The 234-nt window shown below is 62.8% G+C and carries 1 pseudogene; it reads right to left on the reverse strand.

The window, feature by feature from the left end:
• Window positions 1-32 precede the first annotated feature (32 nt).
• Window positions 33-234: pseudogene (locus R0J92_RS26905) on the reverse strand (XRE family transcriptional regulator); the annotation flags it as partial.

A 234-nucleotide genomic window follows, 5' to 3' on the forward strand; every position in this document is an offset into this window, starting at 1 on the left:
TTGGATTGAACTTCTAATCTGTGTGTCGCGGTTTACGCGTTCTGCTTGTGGGACAGTTCCGGTGGCTCGAGGGCGCCTTTGCGATTGAGAACTGTGAGCGTCCCGGTCCAGAGGATGCGGGCCGTGCGGTCGGTCGGGTTGGGCGATGCGTGCGGGGTGTTGCCGCGGTAGTGCAGGCTGTGGCCCGAGGTCATGGCAAAGGTCGGGCCGTCCAATGTCTGCTGGATCTCGCCC

The sequence above is a fragment of the Tritonibacter sp. SIMBA_163 genome (genome assembly GCF_046535935.1).
GTDB classification, from domain to species: domain Bacteria; phylum Pseudomonadota; class Alphaproteobacteria; order Rhodobacterales; family Rhodobacteraceae; genus Epibacterium; species Epibacterium scottomollicae.